This is a genomic window from Mesorhizobium sp. B2-3-10 (assembly GCF_006442275.1).
Classification (GTDB): domain Bacteria; phylum Pseudomonadota; class Alphaproteobacteria; order Rhizobiales; family Rhizobiaceae; genus Mesorhizobium; species Mesorhizobium australicum.
The window spans coordinates 172617-190048 of record NZ_VFVT01000001.1; the positions used below are offsets into that span (position 1 = coordinate 172617).

Below are 17432 nucleotides of genomic sequence, written 5' to 3' on the forward strand. Positions count from 1 at the left end.
ACACAGTCACAGTGACCATAATTTGGGCAGCCCCGCTTTTCCGTTGAGCAATCCGACGAGCGGGACCAGCCGCTGGCGCAGCTGGTAGCCGTCCTCGGCGTAAAGCCTCGCAAGAAGCTTGCCAGATGTCTTCACGGTCCAGACGCTGGCGCCACCCCGGTCGCCAATGATCTCCCTGGCCTGGTCGAGCAGGGCTTCCGCGCGCGGCGACACCAGCAGCAGCGTAGCCACGGCGATCGCGCCATTTGCTATCGCCGGACGGGCCATGATGTCGGCGATATCAGGTCCGATGCGGAAATCCTCGGCGTGGATGAGGGTTCCTTCCCTGCGGATACGCCAGCGGTCGCGAAAAGTGCCCTGTGTGGCACGTTCGCCCATGGCCAGGCGGCCGAAGACGGCCGCTTCCAGCACCAGCGCCTCGGCCCCCGCGGCAAGCTCGACGTCCAACGTACGGACAAACGCGGCGCGATCGAAGACGATGGTTTCCTGCGGCAGCCAAGCGATGCTGCCGTTCTCTCCGACGGTCAGCCTGACCCGGACTTCGGCATGGTCCGATGCGGCGCGATAGACTTTTTCGCAGGCCTGGGTCGTTATCCCCGCGCTGGCATGCGGGCCGACATCGACATCCCAGCCGAGGCGGTCGCCGCCGGTCAGCCCGCCGGCGGTGTTGATCAGGACGGCCTCCAGCGGGCCGGCCGAAACATACGGCAGCCTTATCTTGGCGGAGCCGTCCTGATAGAGGCGCCGCAGCCGCGTGCGGCCGTCAATGCTGGCGCAACCTAGCCGCGCCTTGCCCGCCGCGCGCTGGGCCAGCTGACCTGAAAACTTGGTATTTTCGATCGTATCCACGCCGTCAGGTTAAGCACTGTGGCGCTTTTGTCGACATATAGCTTGTTGCTTGATGGCGTTTCCGTTTCTATAGAGGGAACCACCTTGGTACGATCAGGCGACGCTTGGCGGAGGGATAAGGCGAAGATCGCGGCCTGATATCGAGGACAAGAAGGCGCCGTTCAGTTGGCGTCGGGAAACGACACAGTGGGGAAGAAACCGAATGGCTGACCAGCTGGCAGCGGACATCATCGAGAAGATCAAGGCCCATGCCGAGCCGGGCGGCGAGGACATCACCACCACAACCGAATTGACGGCGCTCGGCATCCATTCGCTGGAGCTGACCGAGATCATCTTCGACCTCGAGGAGCAATATGGCATCGAGATCGAGATGAACACGGTCGACGCCTGGAGCAACCTGAAGAACGTCGGCGACATGGTCGAGGCCGTTCGCGCGCTGATCGCGAAAAAAGCCTGACCGAATGCTGAAGCGCGTCGTCATTACCGGCATCGGTGGACTGTGCGGATTGGGCACCGATGCGCAGGCAATCTGGGCCGAGATGCGGGCCGGCCGGTCGGCGATTGGCCCGATCGACAACCCCTTCCTGCACGACCTGAAGGTCAAGACCGGCTGCGAAATCAAAGCCCTGCCGGATCACGGCATCGAGCGCAAGCAACTGGTGTCGATGGATCGCTTCAGCCTGCTGGCGGTGCTCGCGGCGAAAGAAGCCATGCGGCAGTCCGGATTGGTCCCGCATGCGGACAACACCTATCGGATGGGAACCATTGTCGGTGTTGGCGTCTGCGGCTTCGAGACCGTCGAGGAGAATTATCGCGCCATCCTGCTCGAGGGCAAGAATCGCGCCGGTATCTTCACCGTTCCAAGAGTGATGCCGGGCGCCGCCGCCGGTCAGGTCAGCATGCATCTGGGTTTGCGCGGACCGGTGTTCGGCGTCACTTCGGCCTGTTCGTCGGCCAATCATGCCATCGCATCGGCGGTCGACCAGATCAGGCTCGGGCGCGCCGACGTGATGGTGGCCGGGGGCACCGATGCGCCGCTGGTGTGGGGCGTGCTGAAGGGCTGGGAGGCGCTGCGTGTGCTTTCGCCCGACACATGCAGGCCGTTCTCGGCCGACCGCCAGGGGCTGGTGCTGGGCGAAGGCGCCGGCATGGCGGTTCTGGAAAGCTACGACCATGCGATGGCACGCGGCGCCACCATTTTGGCTGAAATCGCCGGCGCCGGCCTTTCGGCCGATGCCTCCGATATCGTCGCGCCGACCGTCGAGGGGCCGGAAGCGGCGATGCGCTTCTGCCTGGCGGATGCCGGGCTCAATCCCGAAGACATCGACTACCTTAACGCGCACGGCACCGGCACCAAGGCCAACGACCAGATCGAAACCCTCGCGATCAAGCGCGTCTTCGGCGACCATGCGCGCGCGCTATCCGTCTCCTCGACCAAGTCGATGCACGCGCATTGCCTCGGCGCCTCGGGCGGGCTGGAGATGATCGCCTGCGTCATGGCGATCCGCGAAGGCGTCGTGCCGCCAACGGCGAATTACCGCGAGGCCGATCCCGACTGCGATCTCGACGTCACGCCGAATGTCGCGCGCGAGCGCAAGGTGCGCGCCGCCATCAGCAATGGCTTTGCCTTTGGCGGCACCAATGCCGTGCTGGCCTTCAAGGCAATCTGACCCCGGGCGGTTACCACCGGCCGGGCGGTCACCACCTGGCCGCGCGGTCACCACCGTTCGCGCGGTCCGAATTGGGTGACTGTCCGTGCGTGGTGAAAGCGGCGCCGCCATATTGATCCGGCCTCGCCGCAGCCCTAATTCTTGGCCGACCCGCCAATATCGCACCGCTTGGTGCGCATCCCCCCGCTCAGGAGTTCCCGATGGCCGACCTGTCCGCCTTTCCGATCGCAAGCCGCTGGCCGGCCAAGCATCCGGACCAGATCCAGCTCTATTCGGCAACGACGCCGAACGGCGTGAAGATCTCGATCGCGCTGGAGGAAATCGGCCTGCCCTATGAGCCGCACCTGATCAACATCGGCAAGAACGAGAGCTGGACCCCGGAATTCCTGTCGCTCAATCCCAACGGCAAGATCCCGGCGATCATCGATCCCGACGGACCGGACGGTGCGCCGATCGGCCTGTTCGAATCCGGTGCGATCCTGCTCTACCTGGCGGAAAAGACCGGCCTGCTCATGCCTGTCGACGCGGCGCGGCGCTACGAGACGATCCAGTGGGTCTTCTTCCAGATGGCGGCGATTGGGCCGATGTTCGGCCAGGTCGGGTTCTTTCACAAATTCGCCGGCCGCGAGATCGCCGACAAGCGGCCGCTGGAGCGCTACCGCGACGAATCGCGCCGCCTGCTCGGCGTTCTCGACGTCAGGCTGAAGGGCCGCAAGTGGATCATGGACAATGACTACACCATCGCCGACATCTCGCTGCTCGGCTGGGTGCGCAACCTGATCGGCTTCTACGAAGCCCGCGATCTGGTCGGCTTCGACGATTTCGCCAATCTGGCAGCCTGGCTGGAGCGAGGCCTGGCGCGGCCGGCGGTGCAGAAAGGCCTGACCATTCCGGCGCGAGGCTGAACCCGTCAGCCCACGGGAAGAGCGGCCTACTTTGCTTTCGCCTTGGGTCCGCCCCTGCCGACCACGGAGGCGGCAAGGGATGCCACGCCCCGCGCTGTGGCCACGACCGCGCCGGCGGCGACATTGGCCGCGGTGCGAACCTTCGAGCCGCCGCCTGCTTTCGAGCCGCCGGCCACGGCCGGCTTCTTCGCCTGGGCGGGCTTGGCGGCCGCTTTCGGCACGGTCGCTTTCGACCCTGGCACGACTTTTTTCGGCGCCGCCTTGCCGAAGGCCTTCGCATCCTTGGAGCGCTGGGCGATCGCCGGGCCAGCCCCGGCCGTCGACTGCGCCCTCGGTTGTGCCGACTTGCCCCTGGCGGGCTTTTTTGCGTTTGTTGCCATCGGACGGAATCCCTCTTCTGGCATGATTGCCTGATCGGGATAACGCGTTGTAAGTCTTAAGGTTCCGGCCGAAAAATACTGAAAATTAACCGGGTTGACCAAAGACCAGGTCGGCCGCCCGGCGCCGCGCAAGCACGCGTTCGATGTTGGGCATGTCGTTGGAGGCGATCCAGGCGCGCGCATCCGCCTCGGAACGTCCATGCTCGTGCCAGCGTTCCATCAGGCGGCGTTCGAGCTCGTTGCGCGGCACGTCGACGAAGATCGAGAAATCGAACAGCGGCGCCAGGCGCGACCACGGCTCCTCGTCTAGCAGCAGGTAATTGCCTTCCACCAGGATGAACTTGGTCTCGGCGCCGACAATTGCCGCGGCGGCGCGCGACAATTCCATGCCGCGGTCGAACACCGGAATGGCAATCTCGGCCTCGCCGGCGCGGATGCGCTTCAAAAGCGTCTCGAAGCCGCCAAAGTCGAACGTGTCGGGCGCGCCCTTTCGCGCCCGCAGACCGCGCCGCTCGAGCACGATGTCGTCATAGTGGAAGCCGTCCATGGGCACGACCTCCACCGCGCCTTCCGGCAAAAGGTCATGCAGGCTTGCCGACAGTGTCGACTTGCCGGCGCCCGGCGGCCCGGCAATGGCGACGATGAAGCGATTTGCCTTGCCGGCGCGCTTGAAGATGGTGGCGGCGAGGTGGGCGATTTCGGACATTTTTCGGCTCCTTCCGCGGATTTGGACGCATCTTGTCGGCGGTCGCTTGAAATTTCAAACCGCGATTTGCACGATTTAGAGCGACCGGTTGTGGAGTCAGCAGTGGCGACTGCGATTAGTCCGTTACGGCTTTGTCTTCAGCATGCCGCTGGCTGGCCGATACGCAGAAATTCGCTATCGAACGGGACCTCCGATACCGCGGCGCCAGCCAACCGCAGGCGGCCACCCGCCGTGGTGATCGCCCACGGAGGCTCGCCACCCGACAGGGGCAACGCACCGATGACATGGCGGAACGAGACGCGATCCTGGCCGAGCGCGAACGCGGTCGCCACGCCCTCGCGCTTCAGCCAGTTGTCGCCAAGCGAGGCGGCGTGGCCGACCGCGGTGCGCCCATCCTCGATGCCGAGCACGCCGAGATGGCGGCCGCTCCACGGCGCGTAGTCGCGCCCGCCATTGCTGAACCACAGCATGGTAACCGGCAGTTCGGCCGGGTTCTTCAGCACCAGCACCAGATCGTCCTCGGCCTGGCGCGCAAGCGCGGTCCAGCCCGGCCCGCCATGGTCGGCCTCGACCAAGGTGAGGAAATCCTCGCGCCGATCATCCATGCGGTAATCCGTCAGATCGAGCGTGCCGCCGCCGGCAGCGGGGAAATGCCCGAGGTCCGACGACCGACCGGGGTAGGCCAGCATGAAGCGGCCGCGCGCGGAGTCCGGCTCCAGCGGATCGGCTGGCGTGGCGGCAAACCGCTTCGGCGAGAAAGCCAGCCTGCCGCCGCCTTTCATTGCCGTCATCGGGTGATGGGCGACCGAGATCGCGCCGGACCCGCCGGAAAACACATGTTCCTGGTAGAGGAAAGGATGGTCGTCGCGCAGCGTGAAAATCTTGTCGACGCTGGCGCCCATCACCTTGTGGCGCAGCCGGAAAACCGCGCGCCAGCCGCCATCCGTGGCGCCGCTGTCGACCACATCCCAGGCGCTGTTGGCCGGCCAGCCATGCAGCGGCGCCTCCTCGACATCGCTGCGCGAAAACGGCGCGCACAGAAAGTCGCCGGAGAGCCGGACGGTGCCCCGCGGCAGGTCTGGAGGCAGCGTCTCGCCCGCGTCGACCCAGGGTGCGCGGTGCAGCGGCTTCAATCGGCGCGCGCCGCTCTCGATGATCATGTCGGCGATGTGGCCGACCGTGAGGTCGAGCGAAACCGAAATGCCCTTGGCGTTGATCGTGACTGTATCCATGGCTCTCTCACCCGAATCCGAAGGGTGCCAAGAAGAACCCGTTCGGCGCACCGCGCAAGCGCGCGGGCGCGTATTTTGCATCGGTTTCGCGCTCGCTTCGTCGGAAAATGCCAGCCCTATTGCCGCTTGTAGTCCCGCACCGGCGATTTCGTCCCGTCGGTATAGGTCACCTGCACCGACATCGAGGTCACGCCTTCGGCGACCTTGAAATAGGGCTGGAAATCATCGGGGATGGCGTAGGGATCCCTGGCATTGCAGGGCGGCATGGGAAGGGTCTTGTCGAGCGCGGCACCATTCAGGCTGTAATGCACTTCCTTGATGGCGCAGCGGTAGGACAGCATCTGCGTGAAATAGACCAGCCCATGATTGCCGCTGGCGTCGAAGGCGATCCATGAGGTCCAGAACTGGTCGAGGATCTGCTTGTTGCCCTGTTGCAGGGCGGCATCCGGGTCGAAGCCTATGTCGAACGGGCCTGTCTCGCGCCCCCTGATGTCGAGGTATTTGATCGCGATCGTGGTCTGCGCCGTGCTGTCGGGCAATTCGAAGCTCGGATTGGGCATCGGCTTGCCGGTTCGCTGGTCGTTGAGCGCCAGCAGGCCGGTGTCGGTGAAGGGACCGCTGCCGCCAAGACGCCAGGATATCGCGGTCGCCGGCTCGGGCAGCGAAATGGTCATCGACCAGCCCTGGTTGGAACGCATCGGCGTCAGCGACGGCGCAAAGCGGGCGGGGTCGAGCACGTCGCCAAGGGCCGCCAGCCGGCCGCGGCCGCGGTCCAGCCAGTCGGCAAGCTGGGTCTGGTCGACGAAATATCCGAGCAGCCCGCCATCCTTCTCGTAAGAGACGAACTTGGTCAGCGCCTGGGCTTCGCTGCGCTTATCGGCCAGCGTCTGGCTGCCGAGCCGATCCTCCGAGAACTCCTGCGCCAACAGGAAATAGGCCGGCGCATAGTCCGGATTGGCCGCGATGAAGGCGTTGAGCTTGTCGAGCCGCTGGGTATCGTCGAACTGCAGCAGGTGGACGAGCTTGATCGATGGCGCCTTGGCTTTCTCCGCGAGCTGGCCGAACACCTCGCGGGCGCCGGCCTTGCCATCCTGGACCCGCAGAAGCGTGGCAAAGCGCGTATAGGGGTCGATGGCGTCGACATCGAAGCCGGCAAAGGCGAGGTAGGAGCGCCGCGCGTTGAGCATGTCGCCCGAGAGCTCGTAGACGCGGGCATTGTGGTAGAACTCGTCCGGCCGCTTCGGCTCGGCGATGGCGCCGCCTTGCGCGGCCAAGGTGGCAAACCCCTTGGCTATCGTGTCGATCGAGGCGGCGATCTGCTCAGTCGTCGCCTGAAGCTTTTCGGCCTGGGCCACTTGCTGCTGCTGGCCGCCCACGAGTGTCTCGGTGGTTTGCTTGACCGCTTCGACGGTCCTTTGCGTCGCGGCGCCTTGGGCCGCTTGCTGCTGCTGGGCGGAGGCGATCTGATCGGTTTTCTGGGCAACCGTGTCGGTCGATTTCTTGACCTCTTCGACGGTCTTCTGGGTTTGCGTGACCGTCTGCTCGATCCTGGCCACCTTTTCGGCGACGATGCCCATCGACTGCTGCAGTTGCGCGACCGCCGGCACCAGGCTGGCGATGATGCCGTTCTGCGAATTGGTCTCCTTCTGCACGGCGTAGACGCCGCCGGCAACCGCCGCCGCACTGGTGGCGAACACCAGCGCCGGCAGCGCCTTGGCCGCCAGCACGAGCCTGAGCACGATGGCAATGGCGATGATGACGGCCGCGATTGAGGCAGCCAGCGCGATATAGGCGGCAAACGGCGCCAGCGGGTTGAGGATGTCGGAAACGGCGCCGCCGATGAAGGCGATGCTCCCGGCCCATTTGCCGGTGCGGCTGAGCGACGCCCTGATCAATGACGGCGCGGCGCCAGCCCCAATGTCAGCCATTTGCGAGCCCCCCTGCCGCCAGATGCCACGCTCCTTCCCACGGGAAACGCTGCTTTGGCAAGGAAAGACAGGAAACGGGCGATTTCGGGGCGGTGGCAAGGCTTGGTTCCTCTTCCCCGCTTTGGAGGGTGGGGAAACAGGTCGCGCCGGCACTCGACATTCCCGGGGCTAACCGGCATTAACCAAATGGACGCACCCGCCGCGTTACGTTAGCTTCGCCTTAACTCAGCAACAGCATCGCCAGAACAGTCCAGCCCTTGTCCTTGCCGCGTCTTTTTCCGCTCTTCCAGAAAATCCTGGCTGTCCTGGCCCTGGCGGCCCTGACGGCCGGCTGCTCGACCACGGCCCCGCCCGACAGCGTTCTGGCCGTGCCGGCGCCGCCGCAGAAATACGCGGCCATCGTCGTCGACGGAAAGAGCGGCAAGCAGCTGTTCGAGGTCAATTCGACGGCGCAGCGTTATCCGGCCTCGCTGACCAAGATGATGACGCTCTATCTGCTGTTCGAGGCGATGGAGACCGGCCGCGTCACCAAGGAAACGCAGATCCCGGTTTCCGACCACGCCGCCTCGCAGCCGCCGACCAAGATGCGTTTCCGGCGCGGGGAGACGATCGATGTCGATTCCGCCATCCGCGCCATCGTCGTCAAATCGGCCAATGACGTGGCGGTGGCGGTGGGCGAATATCTCGGCGGCTCTGAAGACCAGTTCGCCGCCATGATGACATCCAAGGCGCGCCAGCTCGGCATGAGCAGCACCACCTTCCGCAACGCATCGGGCCTGCCCGACGAGGGCCAGATGACGACCGCCCACGACATGGCGGTGCTCGGCATGTCGCTGCAGCGGCGCTTCCCGCAGCACTTCCATTATTTCTCCGAAAGCGACTTCATGTTTCGCGGCCGGCTGGTGCGCGGCCATAATGACATGCTCGGCCGCGTGCGCGGCGTGAACGGCATCAAGACAGGCTATATCAGGGCTTCCGGCTTCAACATCGTCACCTCCTACGATGCCGACGGCCGCCAGCTGATCGTGGTGGTGATGGGCGCCGACAGTGCCCGCCAGCGCAACGACCATGTCGAAGCGCTGATCCAGCGCAGCCTGTCGCCCACCATGGCCGACACCAAGACCAGGCTGATGTTCGCCGAACAGCAGTGAAGTGAGGCGTGATCCGCGCAGCGGACAAAAAGCCAATTGCCTGGCTTTGTGAACGATGAACGGTGAAGACACGGTCCGCCCTTGGGCGGACGCCGACCCAAGTCGTGCCTTGGTCACTGTAAAAACCTTGCAGCCGGCTATCGTCTTGCGACTGTCACGCAATCGTGCGGAAGACGTGGCATAGGCTGCGAATCCGACAGTGGATAGGCGCCGTCGCCTCAGCGTATCCTAACTTACAGCGCAGGAGCCCATCATGAGCACCGTTCCCAAGGCATCCGAGCAGAAGTCGGCCGACAATGAGAACGACAGCGGCGGCGAGTATTTCGAGGCGCCGACCACGCAAGAGGATTCGCACGAGGTTTCCGACGAGCATTTCGACACGCCCGAAGTGCCGGACTCCGAGCCATCAGGTCCCGGCGCATCGCGGCTGAAGCCCAAGAAAAAGCCGTCGGCGATCTCGGGCCGCAAATTCCGCAAGCGCGACCTTGTACGCATCGACACGCTGCGTCCGAGCCTCGCCGACCGCATTCATTCGGACCACCCCGACCTGCCCAAGGGCGCGCGCATCAGCCGCGAGGAGCTCGGCCGCTACCGCATGCGCTACATGGAGGAGCTCTTACAGCAGGAGCACGGCGAGTTCTCCGAGCTCGACCGCCAGGTGGTAGAATCGATCGCCCGGCAGGACACGATTTCGGAAAACAGCGAAGAAGAATTCGAGGAGCACCGCTCCTTCGCCGACCGCGTTTCCGACAACATGGCCGCCTTCGGCGGCAGCTGGTGGTTCCTGATCTCGTTCGCCAGTGTGCTCCTGGTGTGGATCGGCATCAATCTGATCGCGGGCATGGCGGGCGCCTTCGACCCCTACCCCTTCATCCTGCTCAACCTGCTGCTGTCCTGCATCGCCGCCGTCCAGGCGCCGATCATCATGATGAGCCAGAGACGGACGGAGGCCAAGGATCGGCTGCGCTCCTTCAACGACTACCGCGTCAACCTCAAGGCCGAGTTGGAAGTGCGCCACCTGCACGAAAAGCTCGACTACCTCATCTCGCGCCAATGGACGCGGCTGGCCGAGATGCAGCAGATGCAGCTCGATGCCATGCATGAGCTGGCGAGCGCCAAGAAGGCAAAGCGGGCGGTGCGCGGGCGGCGGCCGGTGAAGAGCCCGGCTGGAGAGTGAGGGGGTGAGGAGTGGTCCGCGTAGCGGACGAAAAGCCAACTGCTTGGCTTTTCGAGCTTCGAACGCCCCGAGCCTGCGAAGGGCAGGATGCCGTACGCGAGGCCCAGACGCATCAAGCCAAGTTCGCAACGCCGCCAATTGCCCGTTGAAGCCCGCGCGCGCTTCCGCTAAGAAGCCGTGACTTGCCGGTTTGCCGGCTGGTTCGTTTTCCGGGCTCTTCGCCCTGAAAGCACCCGTAGCTCAGCTGGATAGAGCGCTGCCCTCCGAAGGCAGAGGTCACAGGTTCGAATCCTGTCGGGTGCGCCACCCCAACTGGGTCCGTTCCGGACACATAGGTTTTACGGTTTATACCGGAGACATGGGTAACACTTTTGGCCCGAACGGGTTTTGGAGCCAGACTTGGCCACAACCACCACCAGGCGTGTCCTGATCACCGGCGCCGGCGCTGCCGACGGCATCGGCTTTGCCATTGCGCGGCAGTTTGGCCGGGCCGGGCATGCGGTTTTCCTGACCGGTGCCAGCGCGCGGGTGCTGGAGCGCGCTGGCGAGCTTCGCGGCGAGGGCATCGATGCCACCGCTGGGGTCGCCGATCTCACCATCGCCGCGGAGGTGGAGCGGCTGCGGGCCGAGGTCGGCGCTGTCGCTATCCTGGTCAACAATGCCGGCATGGGTTCGCTGGCATCGCCGTCCGTGGACAAGACGTTCCTGGCGATGAGCGAGGCCGAGTGGGACCGGGGCATCGAGACCAGCCTGAAGACCGCGTTTCTCGTCACCAGGGCGTTTCTGCCGGCGATGGTCGAAACGGGGTATGGGCGCATCGTCAACGTCGCGTCGGTGACCGGGCCGCTGGTCTCCTACCAGGGCACCGCCGCCTATTCCGCGGCGAAGGCCGGCATGGTCGGCCTGACCCGGACATTGGCGCTGGAAGTGGCGCGCCACGGGATCACCGCCAATGCCGTCGCGCCCGGCTGGATCGAAACCGGCGCGTCGAGCGAGGCGGAGCGGATGGCGGCCCTGCATGCGCCGCCGGGCCGCGCCGGCCGGCCCGACGAGGTCGCGGCGGCGGTCGTGTTCCTGGCTTCCGAGAGCGCCAGCTATATCAACGGCGCCTTGCTGGTGGTCGATGGCGGCAACAGCCTTGAAGAACGCAAGGGATAGACGGCGCGGCCAGTCTCATGCCTTGGCGGATTTCCACCTTGGCGCAACTCCTTTCACCGTAATGAAGTGTAACCTCTATCTCGTTAGAAATTTCCCCGCCGCCACCTGGCCGCTGGCACCGTAGCTTGACTTAACTATCAGTCTGCACTAATCATAAGTCATGACTGTTGATAGCGCACAGCTTGCCGCCCTGGGCGATCCGACCCGAAGGCAGATTTTCGAGCTGATCGCGGAGCGTCCGCGCTCGGTGGCGGAGGTCACGCGGCAGGTCAGCGTGTCGCAGTCCGCGGTGTCGCAGCATCTCAAGGTGCTTCGCGACTCGCGGCTGGTGCGCGCGGAGCCGAAGGGCGCCAGCAACGTCTACCACATCGATCCGCACGGGCTGGGCCAGATGCGCGCCTGGCTCGACCGGTTCTGGAGCAAGACGCTCGCGGCCTACAAGCTGGCCGTCGAGACCCCACCAGAGGAGTGACCATGAACACCCAGATCCCCATCGCCTCCGTGAAACAATCCGTCGTCGTCGAGGCGCCGATCGAGCGCGCCTTCAAGGTCTTCACCGAGGATTTTGGCAGTTTCAAACCGCCCGAGCATAACCTGCTTGCAGCCCAGATCGCCGAGACGGTGTTCGAGCCTCGCGTCGGCGGCCACGTCTATGACCGCGGCGTCGACGGCAGCGAGTGCCGCTGGGCGCGCGTGCTGGCCTATGAGCCCCCCAACCGCGTGCTCCTGAGCTGGGACATCAGCCCGCAATGGCGCATCGAGACCGACCCGGCCAAGACCAGCGAGTGGGAAGTGCGGTTCACCGCCGAAACGGCTGGGCGTACCCGCGTCGAGATCGAGCACCGCAACCTGGAACGCCATGGCCAGGGCTGGGAAGGTGTGCGCGACAGCGTCGCCGGCGATCAGGGCTGGCCGCTTTACCTGCAGCGCTATGCCGATCTGGTTGCTCGGCAGGCCTGATCGCGGTTCAAAGGCGCTTCGCAGCCTGGGTGGTCAGGGCGCCACGCCCCTGCACGCCCAGGCGACATTGGCGAACGACCTCGGGCCGTCCGGTCGCCCGGCCTGATAGGCATCGCGGACGGCAGCCTCGGTGCGCTCGCGCTCGGCTGCCTCCAGCGTGGTCACGTATTTGCCGAGCGGGCCCTCGCCGGCTGAAATCGGCGCCCAGTAATCGGCGAAGTCCTGGTAATCCATGCGGATCATCAGCTCGGTTTCGGTCACGTCGGCCAGCCCCTGCTCGATGAAGGTCCGCTTCATTTCGCCGGGCTGCATCATCGGCTGGAAGCAATAGCGGCCGCGCAGCTGGCGCCCGCTCTCGCTGAGCGCGGCGACCGTGTCGATCATCATGCGCATGCCCGCCATGCCGCCGAGATGGTCCCACACCACGGCCGCGACCACGCCGCCCTGCCGCGTCACCCGGCGCATTTCGGCAACCGCCTTGCCGGCTTCCGGCACGAAGTGAAGCACCAGCAGCGCCAGCGCGCGGTCGAACGCATTGTCGGCGAACGGCAAGGCGGTGGCGTCCGCCTGCTGGATTTCGATGCGCGGATCGGTGTTGCGCCGCTTTGCCGCCTCGACGAAGACAGGCGAAAAGTCGATGGCCGCGATCGCCGCGAGTTCGGCGGATTTCGCCAGTTCGAACGTCAGGCTGCCGGTGCCGCAGCCGACGTCGAGGATCTTTTCGCCAAGGGCGAGCCCGGCGAAACCGATGAAGCTGGGCGCGAGCTTTCGGCTCCAGCGGCCCATGAGTTGCTCATAGCCGGACGCGTCATGAACGGTGAAACTCGACGTCATATGCCCCTCCCTTGGCTGCGGGCGCAGGCTAGACCTCTATCAGGATGAAGCCAAGGCAGGGGAGCACGGCGGACGCCTGCCTCCGAGTGCGGGAGGAAAAGTCCGGCTCTTATGCGACACCCTTGAATGCCGCCACGCTCTCGCGCTCCACCAGCGGGCATTCCAGCTTGGTGATTGGATATCGCCCCCGCCCCACTATCGCAGGCGCTTCCAGCTGCTCGATCGCCCATTGGCCCATGGCCATGTGCGGAAGGATCGACGTCGTCAGCGGCGGGAACAAATGCCGGGCGATTTCCTCGTCGTCATAGCCAACGACCGAGATGTCGGCGGGAATGTGCAGGCCGGCTTCCTTCAGGGCTTCGTAGCAGCCGATCGCGGTGCGGTCGTTCTGGCAGAAGATGGCGGTCGGGCGGTCCTTCAGGGCCAAGAGCTTCACTGTCGCGGCGTAACCGGCGCTGGCCGACCAGTCGCCCTCGACCACCAGTTCGGGGTCGAAGGGGATGTCGGCGGTGGCGAGCGCGCGGCGGTAGCCTTTCAGCCGGTCCTGTGCTGCCTGCATCCAGGGTTCGCCCGTGATGGTGGCGATGCGGCGGTGGCCGTGGCTGATCAGGTGTCGCGTCGAGCTCTGGCCGCCGGCGATTTCGGAGGGCACCACGGCGGGGAATGCATAGTCCGCCGTGTAGCAGTTGAGCAGAATGACCGGAATGTCGAGGCCGTAGAGGAAGTCGGGCGCCGTGATTTCGCGGGTGAAGATGGTCATGTAGATCAATGCCGAAATGCCGCGCCTGGTCAGCGCCGAAATGGCGCGCGACTCCATCACGGCGTCTCCCATGGTCTGCGCCACCAGAAGCACGTTGCCAGCATTCCACGAGGCCTGGCGCGCGCCCTCGATGGCGACCACGGCTTCCGGGCTGGTGGCGAGCTGGTCGACGGCGAAGCCGATCACGCCGTCGAGTCCGTCGAAGGCGGGGCCATCAAAAGCCCCCTCGAAAGCCGCAACGGGCTTCAGCGCGGAGAAGGCGGGGGCGCTGTAGCCAAGCGCGCGCGCCGCCTCGATCACCCGCTCCCGAGTCTGCCGGGACAGGCGAATGCCAGGTGAATTGTTGAGCACGAAGGAAACCGTCGCCTGCGAGCAGCCGGCGGCGCGTGCGATGTCGGTCATGGTGACGCGGCCCTTGGGCTTTGCCGCCGCCTTGCGGCGCTTCCTGATGGCCTGGTCCGTCGTCTCGCTCATGCCGCCCCCAAATCCCCAGCCTGTCTAGCCGCAGCCCCCCGGTCCAACAAGATGAGGCGGCGCTTCCGATTCACATGCGCATCGACCGCACTAATAATTATTACCATTCTTGAGACCCATCCCCGACACACCGGCTCGAGCCCCCGCAAAAACCAGAGGTCGCAAAGGCCCTGGCTGCGTGCGATCAGCCATCGCCGCGTCGGTAGATCGATTCGGCCATGACACCCGAGCGCCACCGGACCGGTCGTTTGCTAATAGTGTTTACTAATACAAGGATGCGCTATACCGTCAATCCATCGCCGCCGGCCCCGATTGGTCCGGCTGCGATGGAAGTGTCTGTGAATGGCCCGATGGGGGGCGGATATGACTTCCGCAAACCATGTCTCAGATATGTGATATGTCAGACAAATCGGACTATTTACGAACGAAGAATGAGTCTCTAAGGTCCGTGGCCGTGGCTGGTAACGACGCCATTCTTTCACTGCCGGGAACCCCTTGAGGAGGAGGGCGTCCACGCCGCAGACGGCAATTCAGGTGAGCAAGACAAATTTAGTGTGCAAGACAATCCAGTGAGCAAGTCCGGCCAGTCCTACGACTGACCAAAACGGGAGGTTGAACATGAAATCCTTGATACGCAATGCATCCGTGGCCGCCGCGGCCCTGGCTGTCGGCCTGACGGCGACGGCAATCGCGCGCGCCGACGACAAGCCGACGCTGGCCTTCGTCGTCAACGGCGCTTCCGACTTCTGGAAAGCGGCCGAAGCCGGCGTCAAGAAGGCGCAGGGCGAACTGCCCGACTATACGCTCGAACTCAAATATCCCGAACAATCCTCCGTCGCCATCCAGCAGCGGCTGATGGACGACCTGGTGACCGCCGGCGTCAAGGGCATCATGGTCTCGGCCGTCGATCCCAAGACCTCGACGGATGGCCTGAACAAGATCGCTTCGCAAACGGCGCTGTTCACCACCGATAGCGACGCCCCGCAGACCAAGCGAGTCGCCTATATCGGCTCGTCCAATGTCGACGCCGGCAAGCAGGCGGCCGAAATCGCCAAGAAGGCGATGCCGGACGGCGGCAAGTGCCTGGGCTTCGTCGGCCTGCTCGGCGCCGACAATGCCAAGGAGCGCATCCAGGGCATGAAGGACGGCCTCGCCGGCACCAAGATCGAACTCGTCGACGTGCGCGGCGACGACATCGACCAGGCGCGTGCCAAGAAGAATGTCGAGGACGCGCTGGTCGCCAGCCCCGACGTCACCTGCATGGTCGGCTTCTACTCCTACAACACGCCACGCATCTATGAAGCGCTGCGCGATGCCGGCAAGCTTGGCTCGATCACCGTCGTCGGCTTCGACGACGATCCGATCACGCTGGGCGGCGTCAAGGAAGGCACCATTGCCGCCACCGTCGTGCAGCAGCCCTTCGAATGGGCCTATCAGGGCATGAAGCTGATGGCCGCCTATCTCAAGGGTGACAAGTCGGGCATCCCGGCCGGCAATTTGATCATCATCCCGACCAAGATCATCGGCAAGGATGACGTCGACGCTTACGCCGCCAATCTCAAGGCGATGGCTGGAAACTAAGACCAGAAGCAGTTCAGCCGGCTCAACTTCGCTTGAGCCGGCTGTTCGCATTGACGAACCCTGCCGGGGTCGTCAGTCTGCAGAACGGGCCATGTCGGCCCACCGGCTGCTGTCAGGCATGATGAATTATTCCGACACATCCATCGCGGCGACCACCCCGTTTCTCAGCCTCGAGAACGTGCGCAAGACCTATCCGGGCGTCGTGGCGCTCGACGGGTTTTCCATGGAGGTCAGGCCGGGCGAGGTCATCGGCCTGGTCGGCGAGAATGGCGCCGGCAAATCGACGCTGATGAAGATCCTCGGCGGCGTTACCACGCCCGATAGCGGCGCCATCACGGTCGACGGCGCCGCCCACAAAGGCCTGACCGTGGAGGGGAGCCTGGGTTCGGGCATCGCCTTCGTCCACCAGGAACTCAACCTCTTCGAAAACCTCGACGTCGCCGCCAACATCTTCTTCGGCCGCGAGCCGCTGCGCGCCGGACCGCTAAGACTGGTCGACCGCGCGAAACTGCGCGACATGGTGGCGCCGCTGCTGAAGCGCGTCGGCGCCAACTTCTCCGCCGACACGCAGGTCGCGGATCTGTCGCTGGCGCAGCAGCAGATGGTCGAGATCGCCAAGGCGCTGTCGATCAAGGCGCGCCTGGTGATCCTCGACGAGCCTACATCGAGCTTGCCGCTGGCCGAGACCGACAAGCTGCTCGACGTCATCAAGGCACTGAAGGCCGACGGCATCAGCGTCATCTTCATCTCGCACCGCCTGCATGAGATCGAGCGCGTCGCCGACCGCGTCGTGGTGCTGCGCGACGGCATGCTGGCCGGGACGCTCGGCAAGCGCGACATCAATCACGACCAGATGGTCAAGCTGATGATCGGCCGCATGCTGAAGGAGCGCGAAAAGGCCTCCGAGGCGGCGCGTGCCCCCGGCGCCGTGGCGCTTGCGGCCAAGGCCGTCCGCACCCCCACCTACCCCAGCCGGCCGGTCGATCTCGACGTCAGGCGCGGCGAAATCCTCGGCCTTGCCGGCCTTGTCGGCTCCGGCCGAACCGAACTGGCGCGGGTGTTCTTCGGCATCGAAGCCAGCCTTGGCGGCACGCTGGAGCTCAACGGCAAGCCGTTAACGCTGGCCAGCGCGGCGGACGCAGTCGCGCAAGGCATCTTCCTTGTGCCGGAAGACCGCAAGCTGACCGGCATCCTGCTCGACCTGTCGATCGCGCAGAATATTTCACTCCCCAATCTGCCGGCGCATGCCAGGCGCTCGCTGGTCTCCGCAAGCGCCGAGACCGCCACCGCCGAGAAGCAGAAGAAAAACCTCGGCATCAAGGCGCCCTCGGTGCAGACGCGCACCGGCACGCTGTCGGGCGGCAACCAGCAGAAGGTCGTGCTCGGCAAATGGCTGGCCATGAACCCGAAGGTGATGATCCTCGACGAGCCGACGCGCGGCATCGATATCGGCGCCAAGGCCGAGATCTACGGGCTGATGCGGGCATTGGCCGACGCCGGCGTCGCCGTGCTGATGATCTCTTCCGACATGGAAGAGGTGATCGGCGTCTCCGATCGCATCGCCGTCATGCATGAGGGCCAGATCTCGGGCATTCTCGACAAGGATCAGTTCAGCCAGGAAAACGTGCTTTTGCTCGCGGTGGGCAAACCGGCGAACAGGCCGTAAG

17 protein-coding genes and 1 tRNA gene are annotated in these 17432 nt (G+C 64.9%); 11 read left to right on the forward strand and 7 right to left on the reverse strand.

What is annotated here, in order from left to right:
• Window positions 1–6: 6 nt before the first annotated feature.
• Complete coding sequence (locus FJ943_RS00895; RefSeq protein WP_140719293.1) at window positions 7–849, reverse strand: urease accessory protein UreD; 843 nt, start codon at window positions 847–849, stop codon at window positions 7–9.
• Between the two features lie 202 nt (window positions 850–1051).
• On the opposite strand from FJ943_RS00895, the gene FJ943_RS00900 reads away from it, so the two are divergent.
• The 3 genes from FJ943_RS00900 to FJ943_RS00910 all read left to right on the forward strand — a co-directional run bounded on the left by FJ943_RS00900 (window position 1052) and on the right by FJ943_RS00910 (window position 3424).
• The gene (locus tag FJ943_RS00900) at window positions 1052–1306 is read left to right on the forward strand and encodes an acyl carrier protein (protein WP_140711797.1); all 255 of its coding nucleotides are present in this window, start codon (window positions 1052–1054) and stop codon (window positions 1304–1306) included.
• A gap of 4 nt (window positions 1307–1310) precedes the next feature.
• A complete protein-coding gene (locus tag FJ943_RS00905) occupies window positions 1311–2519 on the forward strand; it encodes a beta-ketoacyl-[acyl-carrier-protein] synthase family protein (protein ID WP_015314513.1) in 1209 nt (402 codons plus the stop codon).
• Window positions 2520–2719: 200 nt separating this feature from the next.
• The gene (locus FJ943_RS00910; protein WP_140615337.1) at window positions 2720–3424 is read left to right on the forward strand and encodes a glutathione S-transferase N-terminal domain-containing protein; all 705 of its coding nucleotides are present in this window, start codon (window positions 2720–2722) and stop codon (window positions 3422–3424) included.
• Between the two features lie 26 nt (window positions 3425–3450).
• Here FJ943_RS00910 and FJ943_RS00915 read toward each other — a convergent pair whose 3' ends face one another.
• From FJ943_RS00915 to FJ943_RS00930, 4 genes are all read right to left on the reverse strand, one after another.
• A complete protein-coding gene (locus FJ943_RS00915; RefSeq protein WP_015314515.1) occupies window positions 3451–3804 on the reverse strand; it encodes a hypothetical protein in 354 nt (117 codons plus the stop codon).
• An 85-nt stretch (window positions 3805–3889) separates the two neighbouring features.
• A complete protein-coding gene (locus tag FJ943_RS00920; RefSeq protein WP_140615341.1) occupies window positions 3890–4510 on the reverse strand; it encodes a nucleoside triphosphate hydrolase in 621 nt (206 codons plus the stop codon).
• Between the two features lie 137 nt (window positions 4511–4647).
• Window positions 4648–5742, reverse strand: coding sequence for a hypothetical protein (locus tag FJ943_RS00925; protein ID WP_140719295.1), 1095 nt, complete (start codon window positions 5740–5742; stop codon window positions 4648–4650).
• A 116-nt stretch (window positions 5743–5858) separates the two neighbouring features.
• Entirely contained in the window at window positions 5859–7670 is a 1812-nt protein-coding gene (locus FJ943_RS00930) for a methyl-accepting chemotaxis protein (protein ID WP_140719297.1), read from the reverse strand.
• A 257-nt stretch (window positions 7671–7927) separates the two neighbouring features.
• Between FJ943_RS00930 and FJ943_RS00935 the strand changes: the two genes are divergently transcribed.
• The 6 genes from FJ943_RS00935 (at window position 7928) to FJ943_RS00960 (ending at window position 12116) form a co-directional block, all read left to right on the forward strand.
• Window positions 7928–8821 carry a D-alanyl-D-alanine carboxypeptidase family protein gene (locus tag FJ943_RS00935; RefSeq protein ID WP_140719299.1) on the forward strand — a complete coding sequence of 298 codons (894 nt, stop codon included), beginning with the start codon at window positions 7928–7930 and terminating at the stop codon, window positions 8819–8821.
• A gap of 253 nt (window positions 8822–9074) precedes the next feature.
• Window positions 9075–9998: a DUF1003 domain-containing protein gene (locus FJ943_RS00940; RefSeq protein WP_140719301.1), complete on the forward strand. Its 924-nt coding sequence runs from the start codon at window positions 9075–9077 to the stop codon at window positions 9996–9998.
• Window positions 9999–10227: 229 nt separating this feature from the next.
• Window positions 10228–10304, forward strand: a tRNA-Arg gene (locus FJ943_RS00945).
• Window positions 10305–10397: 93 nt separating this feature from the next.
• Window positions 10398–11156, forward strand: coding sequence for an SDR family NAD(P)-dependent oxidoreductase (locus FJ943_RS00950; RefSeq protein ID WP_140719303.1), 759 nt, complete (start codon window positions 10398–10400; stop codon window positions 11154–11156).
• Window positions 11157–11316: 160 nt separating this feature from the next.
• The gene (locus FJ943_RS00955; RefSeq protein WP_015314540.1) at window positions 11317–11628 is read left to right on the forward strand and encodes a metalloregulator ArsR/SmtB family transcription factor; all 312 of its coding nucleotides are present in this window, start codon (window positions 11317–11319) and stop codon (window positions 11626–11628) included.
• Between the two features lie 2 nt (window positions 11629–11630).
• The gene (locus FJ943_RS00960; protein WP_015314541.1) at window positions 11631–12116 is read left to right on the forward strand and encodes an SRPBCC family protein; all 486 of its coding nucleotides are present in this window, start codon (window positions 11631–11633) and stop codon (window positions 12114–12116) included.
• A 33-nt stretch (window positions 12117–12149) separates the two neighbouring features.
• On the opposite strand, the gene FJ943_RS00965 is transcribed toward FJ943_RS00960, so the two are convergent.
• Both FJ943_RS00965 and FJ943_RS00970 read right to left on the reverse strand, forming a co-directional pair.
• Complete coding sequence (locus FJ943_RS00965; RefSeq protein ID WP_140719305.1) at window positions 12150–12950, reverse strand: class I SAM-dependent methyltransferase; 801 nt, start codon at window positions 12948–12950, stop codon at window positions 12150–12152.
• Window positions 12951–13059: 109 nt separating this feature from the next.
• On the reverse strand, window positions 13060–14184 hold the full coding sequence (locus tag FJ943_RS00970) for a LacI family DNA-binding transcriptional regulator (protein WP_015314543.1): 1125 nt from the start codon (window positions 14182–14184) through the stop codon (window positions 13060–13062).
• 618 nt (window positions 14185–14802) lie between these two features.
• On the opposite strand from FJ943_RS00970, the gene FJ943_RS00980 reads away from it, so the two are divergent.
• Window positions 14803–15765 carry a sugar-binding protein gene (locus FJ943_RS00980; RefSeq protein WP_015314544.1) on the forward strand — a complete coding sequence of 321 codons (963 nt, stop codon included), beginning with the start codon at window positions 14803–14805 and terminating at the stop codon, window positions 15763–15765.
• A gap of 121 nt (window positions 15766–15886) precedes the next feature.
• A complete protein-coding gene (locus tag FJ943_RS00985) occupies window positions 15887–17431 on the forward strand; it encodes a sugar ABC transporter ATP-binding protein (protein WP_140720336.1) in 1545 nt (514 codons plus the stop codon).
• Window position 17432 lies beyond the last annotated feature (1 nt).